At 53.6% G+C, this 8,939-nt stretch carries 4 protein-coding genes; 2 read left to right on the top strand and 2 right to left on the bottom strand.

Annotated features, from left to right (window positions below; all coding sequences use genetic code 11):
- Nucleotides 1-287 precede the first annotated feature (287 nt).
- Both rpoB and rpoC read left to right on the top strand, forming a co-directional pair.
- Nucleotides 288-3,917 (top strand): DNA-directed RNA polymerase subunit beta, encoded by a 3,630-nt coding sequence (gene rpoB, locus LPA02S_RS09415; protein ID WP_082607885.1) that lies wholly within the window; start codon nt 288-290, stop codon nt 3,915-3,917.
- Between the two features lie 11 nt (nt 3,918-3,928).
- Nucleotides 3,929-7,588, top strand: a complete 3,660-nt coding sequence (gene rpoC / locus LPA02S_RS09410; RefSeq protein ID WP_056956661.1) for a DNA-directed RNA polymerase subunit beta' — start codon at nt 3,929-3,931, stop codon at nt 7,586-7,588.
- Between the two features lie 99 nt (nt 7,589-7,687).
- Here the strand turns inward: rpoC and LPA02S_RS09405 are convergent, their stop codons facing one another.
- Together LPA02S_RS09405 and LPA02S_RS09400 are read right to left on the bottom strand one after the other, a co-directional pair.
- A complete protein-coding gene (locus tag LPA02S_RS09405; RefSeq protein ID WP_056956660.1) occupies nt 7,688-8,122 on the bottom strand; it encodes an ACT domain-containing protein in 435 nt (144 codons plus the stop codon).
- A gap of 87 nt (nt 8,123-8,209) precedes the next feature.
- Nucleotides 8,210-8,665 carry a prepilin peptidase gene (locus tag LPA02S_RS09400; protein WP_056956659.1) on the bottom strand — a complete coding sequence of 152 codons (456 nt, stop codon included), beginning with the start codon at nt 8,663-8,665 and terminating at the stop codon, nt 8,210-8,212.
- Nucleotides 8,666-8,939 lie beyond the last annotated feature (274 nt).

Below are 8,939 nucleotides of genomic sequence, written 5' to 3'. Positions count from 1 at the left end.
GGAGCACTCCACACGCCGCAGCTCACCGGTCCAACCGACGCGGCCGGGCGCCACACTGCGTCCAGCGTTCGACCTATTGACACGGACAACACTTGCTGATAATATTAAACACAGTTGCATTTCGGTTACGAAGCAGAAGGCTAAGCGCGATCTATTGTCCGCGCGATGCCGTAGAGAAAGTCAAAAGGGGTAACGTTAAACTTACCGCTTTTGGTTTTTTTTTGCCTGAAACGTCGTAACCGGAGCAGTTGTAATCTGAACTTAATAAATTTTACGTTCTTTTTACAATGGATTGCCGCCAACAAATTAGAGGGGTGAACAACTTGGCAGAGCAGCACTTAGGACACAATGTGAACTACGGTAAGCACCGTACGCGCCGGTCATACTCCCGAATTAAGGAAGTTTTGGACCTGCCAAACCTGATTGAAATTCAGTCGAATTCCTATCAGTGGTTCCTAGATGAAGGCCTGAAGGAAATGTTCGACGATATTATGCCGATCACTGACTTCCAGGGCAACCTGAGTCTGGAATACGTGGATTACCAGTTGCTAGAACCAAAGTACACGGTGGAGGAAGCCCGTCAGCACGACGCCAACTACTCCGCGCCGTTGCACGTAACGCTACGTTTGACGAACCACGAAACTGGTGAAATCAAGTCTCAAGACGTCTTCTTTGGTGATTTCCCGTTGATGACTGAGCAAGGGACCTTCATCATTAACGGTGCTGAGCGAGTTATCGTTTCGCAGTTGGTACGTTCCCCTGGGGTGTACTTCAACTCTGAAATTGACAAAAACAGCCGGACAACTTGGGGTACAACCGTTATTCCAAACCGTGGTGCATGGTTGGAATACGAAACTGACGCCAAGGATATCGCCTACGTCCGGATTGACCGGACGCGGAAGATTCCGCTGACTGAACTGGTGCGCGCACTTGGCTTTGGCTCCGATCAGGACATCATCGACATGTTCGGGGACAGCGATTCGTTGATGCTGACCCTGGAGAAGGATGTGCACAAGAACACGGATGACTCCCGGACTGACGAAGCCCTGAAGGACATCTACGAGCGTTTACGCCCAGGTGAACCAAAGACGGCTGATTCCAGTCGTTCCTTGCTGTACGCACGCTTCTTTGACCCAAAGCGCTACGACATGGCGCGTGTGGGCCGTTACAAGGTCAACAAGAAACTCTCCCTGAAGTCCCGCCTGTTGGGCCAGACGCTGGCAGAAACGCTGGCCGACCCTGATACTGGTGAAGTAATCGCCAAGAAGGGTGACCGCGTTAACCACAAGATGATGGATACGCTGGGTGAATACCTGGACCGCGAAGACTTCAAGACCATCACGTACCAGCCAAACGAAGATGGGGTGCTCCAAGAACCCGTTACTTTGCAGGTAGTGAAGGTGTACTCCCAGGTCACACCAGACAAAGAAGTCAACGTGATTGGTAATGGTCACATTGACGAGATGCTGAAGCACCTGACGCCAGCTGACATCTTGGCTTCCATGAACTACTTCTTGCTGTTGCAAGAGGGTATTGGTTCCACTGATGACATTGACCACTTGGGTAACCGTCGGATTCGTTCGGTCGGCGAGCTTCTGCAGAACCAGTTCCGGATTGGCCTTTCCCGGATGGAACGTGTCGTACGTGAACGGATGTCCATTCAGGACAGTTCGACCGTCACACCACAACAGCTGATTAACATTCGGCCAGTGGTTGCTTCCATTAAGGAATTCTTTGGGTCATCCCAGCTGTCACAATTCATGGACCAGACTAACCCACTGGGCGAATTGACGCACAAGCGTCGTTTGTCCGCCTTGGGACCTGGTGGTTTGACTCGTGACCGTGCTGGTTATGAAGTTCGAGACGTGCACTACACCCACTATGGTCGTATGTGTCCAATCGAAACTCCAGAAGGTCCTAACATCGGTTTGATCAACAGTCTGGCCAGTTACGCCGTGGTCAACCGGTATGGCTTCATTGAAACCCCATACCGTCGTGTTGACTGGACGTCACACAAGGTTACCGACAAGATCGATTACCTGACTGCTGACGAAGAAGATAACTTTGTTGTTGCCCAAGCCAACTCCGTGTTGAACGAAGATGGTACTTTCCGTGACGCGACCGTTTTGGCCCGGCACAAGGATGACAACATTGAAGTCGGCCCAGACAAGGTCGACTACATGGACGTTTCGCCAAAGCAGGTAGTTGCCGTTGCCACGGCCTGCATTCCTTTCTTGGAAAACGACGACTCCAACCGTGCCCTGATGGGTGCCAACATGCAGCGTCAGGCCGTGCCGCTGGTTCGGCCACACGCACCGTTGGTTGCTACGGGGATGGAATACAAAGCTGCGCACGATTCCGGTACGGCTTTGCTAGCTAAGCACCCAGGTCGCGTTGAATACGTTGACGCCAAGGTGATTAAGATTCGCCGTCAGGACGACACCCAGGACGTTTACCGTCTGATGAAGTTCCGTCGCAGTAACGCCAACAAGAACTACAACCAGATTCCAATCGTGCGCTTGGGCGACCAAGTGGATGCGGGTGAAATCATCGCCGATGGTCCCGCAATGGATCAGGGCGAGTTGGCTCTGGGTCAGAACCCAATCATCGCCTTCATGACGTGGAACATGTACAACTACGAAGACGCCATCGTTATGTCGGAGCGGCTCGTTAAGGAAGACATTTACACGTCCATCCATATCGAGGAATACGAATCAGAATCCCGTGACACCAAGCTGGGACCTGAGGAAGTAACGCGCGAAATCCCGAACGTCGGTGATGACGCGTTGAAGGACCTGGACGAAGACGGTATCGTGCGTGTTGGTGCCGAGGTTAAGGATGGTGACATCCTGGTCGGTAAAGTTACGCCTAAGGGTGTGACGGAACTGTCCGCCGAGGAACGTCTGCTGCACGCCATCTTTGGTGAAAAGGCGCGTGAAGTTCGTGATACCTCCCTCCGTGTTCCTCATGGTGGTGGCGGTATTGTGCAGGACGTTAAGATCTTCACCCGTGAAGATGGCGACGAACTGTCTCCGGGTGTGAACATGATGGTTCGTGTTTACATCACGCAGAAACGTAAGATTCAGGTTGGTGACAAGATGGCCGGCCGTCATGGTAACAAGGGTACCGTGTCCATCGTCGTTCCTGAAGAGGACATGCCGTACTTGCCAGACGGTACGCCAGTTGACATCTGCCTGTCGCCAATGGGTGTGCCATCCCGTATGAATATCGGGCAAGTACTCGAATTGCACTTGGGGATGGCCGCACGTAAGTTGGGCATCCACGTGGCAACGCCAGTCTTTGATGGTGCCACCGAAGACGACATGTGGGCAACCGTCAAGGAAGCCGGCATGGCTAGTGATGGTAAGAGCGTATTGTACGATGGCCGCACCGGTGAACCGTTCGAAACGCGGGTTGCCGTTGGGGTGATGTACTACATGAAGCTCTCCCACATGGTTGACGACAAGATTCACGCCCGTTCCATTGGACCTTACTCCTTGGTTACGCAGCAGCCACTGGGTGGTAAAGCTCAGTTTGGTGGCCAGCGTTTCGGGGAAATGGAAGTTTGGGCCCTCGAAGCTTACGGTGCTGCTTACACCCTGCAGGAAATTCTGACGTACAAGTCAGATGACGTTGTGGGTCGTGTGAAGACGTACGAAGCCATCGTGAAGGGTGAACCAATTCCACATCCAGGTGTGCCTGAAAGTTTCCGGGTGCTGGTGAAGGAATTGCAGTCACTGGGTCTGGACATGAAGGTGCTCGACACCCAGAAGAACGAAATTGAACTGCGGGACCTCGATGATGACGAGGACGAAGGCGGCTCTGCCGATGCTTTGGCCAAGTTCGCGGCCCAGCAGGAAGAAAAGAAGGCAGCGGAGGCGGAAGCCAAGGCTGCACAGCAAAACGATAACGAATAGGAGGGTACCCTGTGATTGACGTCAACAAGTTTGACAGCATGCAAGTTAACCTGGCATCGCCAGATAAGATTCGCAGCTGGTCGTATGGGGAAGTAAAGAAGCCCGAAACCATCAACTACCGTACGTTGAAGCCAGAGCGTGATGGTCTGTTCGACGAACGTATCTTTGGCCCCACGAAGGACTGGACCTGTGCCTGTGGTAAGTACAAAGGTATTCGGTACAAGGGCATCGTCTGTGACCGTTGTGGTGTGGAAGTAACCCGCGCCAATGTACGTCGCGAGCGGATGGGCCACATTGAGTTGGCTGCACCCGTATCACACATCTGGTACTTCAAGGGCATCCCTAGCCGGATGGGCTTGGTGCTGGACATGTCCCCACGGTCCCTCGAAGAAGTTATCTACTTTGCTTCCTACGTCGTGATCGACCCAATGGACACGCCGCTGGTACAAAAGCAGCTGCTGACCGAAAACGAATTCCGTGAAAAGTACGAGGAGTACAACGGTAAGTTTGTGGCCAAGATGGGTGCTGAGGGTGTTAAGGAACTGCTCGAGCAGGTTGACCTGCAAAAGGAAGTTGCTAACCTCAAAGAAAACCTGAAGTCTGCTACCGGACAGAAGCGTACCCGTGCTATCCGCCGGTTGGATATCCTGGATGCGTTCCTGGAATCCGGCAACAAGCCGGAGTGGATGGTTATGGACACGATTCCGGTTATCCCACCGGACTTGCGGCCCATGGTGCAGTTGGAAGGTGGCCGGTTCGCCACTTCCGACCTGAACGATTTGTACCGTCGTGTCATTAACCGTAACAACCGTCTCAAGCGGTTGCTGGACCTGAAGGCACCAAACATCATCGTGCAGAACGAAAAGCGGATGTTGCAGGAAGCCGTGGACGCGTTGATTGATAACGGTCGTCGTGGCCGTCCGGTGACTGGTCCTGGTAACCGTCCGTTGAAGAGTTTGTCTCACCTGCTCAAAGGTAAGCAGGGCCGGTTCCGTCAGAACCTGCTCGGCAAGCGTGTTGACTACTCTGGCCGTTCCGTTATTGACGTTGGCCCAACGCTGAAGTTCTACCAGTGTGGGTTGCCACGTGAAATGGCCTTGGAGCTCTTCAAGCCGTTCGTCATGCGTGAACTGGTTAAGCGTGAATTGGCTAGCAACATCAAGAATGCCCGCCGGAAGATTGACCGTCAGGATGAGGACATCTGGGATGTGCTCGCCGACGTCATCAAGGAACGTCCGGTTCTGCTGAACCGTGCCCCTACTTTGCACCGTTTGGGTATTCAGGCGTTCGAACCCGTTCTGGTTGACGGTAAGGCTATGCGTTTGCACCCAATCGTGTGTGAAGCCTACAACGCCGACTTTGATGGTGACCAAATGGCTATCCACGTGCCGCTGTCTGATGAAGCTCAGGCCGAAGCACGTATGCTGATGCTGGCTGCACACCACATCCTGGCACCTAAGGACGGTAAGCCAATCGTTACGCCTTCTCAAGATATCGTTTTGGGTAACTACTTCCTGACGATTGAAGAGAAGGGTATGGTTGGCGAAGGCATGATCTTCAAGGACCCTGCCGAAGTAATCATGGCGCACGAAGCCGGCGACGTTACTTTGCACACCCGCATCGGTCTGTCAGCTGAAGGCCTGCCAAACAAGCCGTTCAGCGACAACCAGCGTGGCAAGATTATGGTGACGAGTGTTGGTAAGGTGATCTTTAACGAGATTATGCCCGAAGACCTGCCATTCCTGAACGAACCAACGCGTGACAACATCGTTAACGGTGTTCCAGATCAGTACTTCCTGGCTGAAGGTCAGGACATTAACGAGTACTTGGACGACGCAGAGCCAATTAGTCCGTTCAAGAAGGGCTTCTTGTCCGACATCATTGCGGAAGTCTTCAAGACTTACAAGGTGCAGCGGACTAGTGACTTGCTGGATGACATGAAGACCCTTGGTTACACGCAGGCCACTAAGTCTGGGTTGACCGTTGGGGTTGCCGACGTGCCGCATTTGCCTGAAAAGGCCGACATTGTTGAGGCTGCCCACAAGCAGGTTGACATGGTTTCCAAGCAGTTCCGTCGTGGTTTGATCACTGACGATGAACGTCACGAACGCGTTATTTCCATCTGGAACGACGCTAAGGACCAAGTTCAGCAGAAGCTGATTGAACACTTTGACCAGAAGAACCCAATCTCCATGATGAGTGATTCCGGTGCCCGTGGTAACATCTCTAACTTTACGCAGCTTGCCGGTATGCGTGGTCTGATGGCCGCCCCTAACGGTGGGATGATGGAAGTGCCAGTTATCTCGAACTTCCGTGAAGGCCTGTCCGTCATGGAAATGTTCATGAGTACTCATGGTGCCCGTAAAGGTATGACTGATACCGCCCTGAAGACTGCCGATTCTGGTTACCTGACCCGTCGTCTGGTCGATGTTGCCCAGGACGTGATTGTTCGTGAAGAAGACTGTGGCACTGACCGCGGTCTGGTTGTCCGGGCTATCACTGAAGGTAACGAAATGATCGAACCGCTGTACGACCGTCTGGTTGGTCGTTACAACATGAAGACCATTCGCGACCCACAGACTGGCGAAATCCTCGTGCCACGGATGACGTTGATGGACGAAGATCTCGCCCAGAAGGTTGTCGACGCTGGTGTTGAGGAAGTTACAATTCGTTCCGTCTTCTGCTGCAACACCCGTCATGGTGTCTGCCAGAAGTGCTACGGTCGTAACTTGGCTACCGGTGAAGAAGTTGAAGTTGGTGAAGCCGTTGGTACCGTTGCCGCTCAGTCGATCGGTGAACCAGGTACGCAGCTGACCATGCGTAACTTCCATACTGGTGGTGTTGCCGGTGGTGAAGATATCACCCAAGGGCTGCCTCGTGTTCAGGAAATCTTTGAAGCACGTAACCCTAAAGGTCTTGCGGTTATCACCGAGGTTACTGGTGAGATTACTGCGATTGACGAGAACCCGGCAGAGCACACCCGTGAGATCACGGTACAGGGCACGACCGATACACGGACGTACAATGTACCTTACGCATCTAGCGTGGCGGTTGCTGAGGGTGATCACGTTGAACGTGGTGACCGTCTGACTGGTGGTTCGATTGACCCTAAGGAACTGATCAAGGTCAGTGACGTAATGGGTACGGAAAACTACCTGCTCAGTGAAGTTCAGAAGGTTTACCGTATGCAAGGGGTTGAAATCGGGGACAAGCACGTTGAAGTAATGGTGCGGCAAATGCTGCGCAAGATTCGCGTGCTGGACCCTGGTGACACCGACATTTTGCCGGGTACCTTGCTGGATATCGGCGACTTCAAGGACCAGAACAAGGACACCATCGTTAGTGGTGGTATTCCAGCAACTGGTCGTGCCGTCCTGTTGGGGATTACGAAGGCTTCCCTGGAGACGAACAGCTTCCTGTCCGCCGCATCATTCCAGGAAACTACGCGTGTTCTGACCGATGCATCCATTCGCGGGAAGAACGACCCACTGGTTGGTTTGAAGGAAAATGTTATCATCGGGAAGATTATTCCTGCTGGTACTGGGATGGCCACGTACCGTCACGAGGAACCAAAGACGGTCGGGACCGTTTCCGACAATGTCTACTCAATCTCCGACATCGAACAGCAGATGAAGCAGTCCGATGCGCAGGATGAAGACACAGATAAGTAAGGACGTGGCTGATAGCCGCGTTACCGAATAAGCACAAAGGGGCTGACCGCGATAGTTGCGGTCAGCCCCTTTGCTGTACATATAAACGATTAACTGTTGCTATTCGACGGCGAGCAGACGGACGTCGCTCACCCCGGTCAGTGATTTGAGCGCGGCGGTGAGGTCGTCTAGAGTCCCGGTTAGACTGGAGACGTCAAAGGAAATGGTCACACTGGCCCATTCGTGGATGGGGATGTTTTGGTTGATGGTGAGGATGTTGGCCTCTGCGTGCGAGAGGGCGGCCAGTACCTCGGACAGCACGCCGCGCGAATGGTGTAGCATTAGCGAAATGACGGCCTTCCGGGTTGCGGGCTGCGAGTCGGCAGCGTAGACCAGATCCTTGTACTTGTAGTATGTACCACGACTAATACCGACCTGCTTGACGGCTTCACTGACCTGCTTCACGCTGCCGTTTTCTAACAGTGTGCGGGCGGCGATAACTTTTTCGATGACGTCGGGTAGCATGGAGCTATCGACGATGTAATATTTTTCCATAAGGGTGCTTCCCTTCCGTGTCGCTATGAATTCACTCCGCGCGGTGGTTTGCCCCACTGAGTATCAGTATAATTAATCTTAATATGTTTACCCAAGCAAGACAAGTGTATATGCACCAATTACAGGTAGTGTGAGGTGTAGGAGCGGCAGTCCCGCGATGACGGCGTTCCCAACGAACAGCGCGGGGACGAAGGGGATGCGGCGTGTACGGGAGCATAGGCAATGGCAACAGCCAAGCATGCAGGCGAGAAGTAGGCCCCACAATGTAGGCAGTAGGCCTAAGGTGGCAGCTAATGCCCCAATGACGAGCACGTCGGCGCTACCCATGCCGCGGGTACACCAGGCAAAGGCGCCGGTGACCACCATGACGGCGATTGCAACGGCCAGTAGGTGCCAGTCCCGGATGGCACCGTACAGGCAGATGATGGTGCACCAGATTTCGAGCGGGGCGGCGGGGATGCTCATGGTGCGGTAGTCGAGTATCGCAAAGTAGGCTAGGGGGATGAAACACAGTATGGTTTGGGTAGTGGCAAGCCAGGTCATGGGAGTACCTCCAGATAGATTGTCTATAGGTATATTTCGCAGTTGCATGTCCGTTGACTAGGCGTGGGTGGGCGGCAGCGTCGGTTGGACCGGCGAGCTGCGTCTTAGTGGGGTACTGCATGGTAATCCATTGCTAGGGCGAAGGCTGAGTGGTTACGAACCCGCGGGCGGGGGTTGGGGTTACGGCTTACGTGCCCTGCACCGTAGGTTGCTACGGTGGTGGTTGGCGGTAGCGTCGGTCGGACCGGTGAGCTGCGGCTTGGTGGGGTACTGC

This window comes from Lacticaseibacillus pantheris DSM 15945 = JCM 12539 = NBRC 106106 (genome assembly GCF_001591865.1).
Lineage (GTDB): Bacteria > Bacillota > Bacilli > Lactobacillales > Lactobacillaceae > Lacticaseibacillus > Lacticaseibacillus pantheris.
Note: the sequence above shows the minus strand (reverse complement) of the source record. Positions and strands in the feature narration are given on the sequence as shown.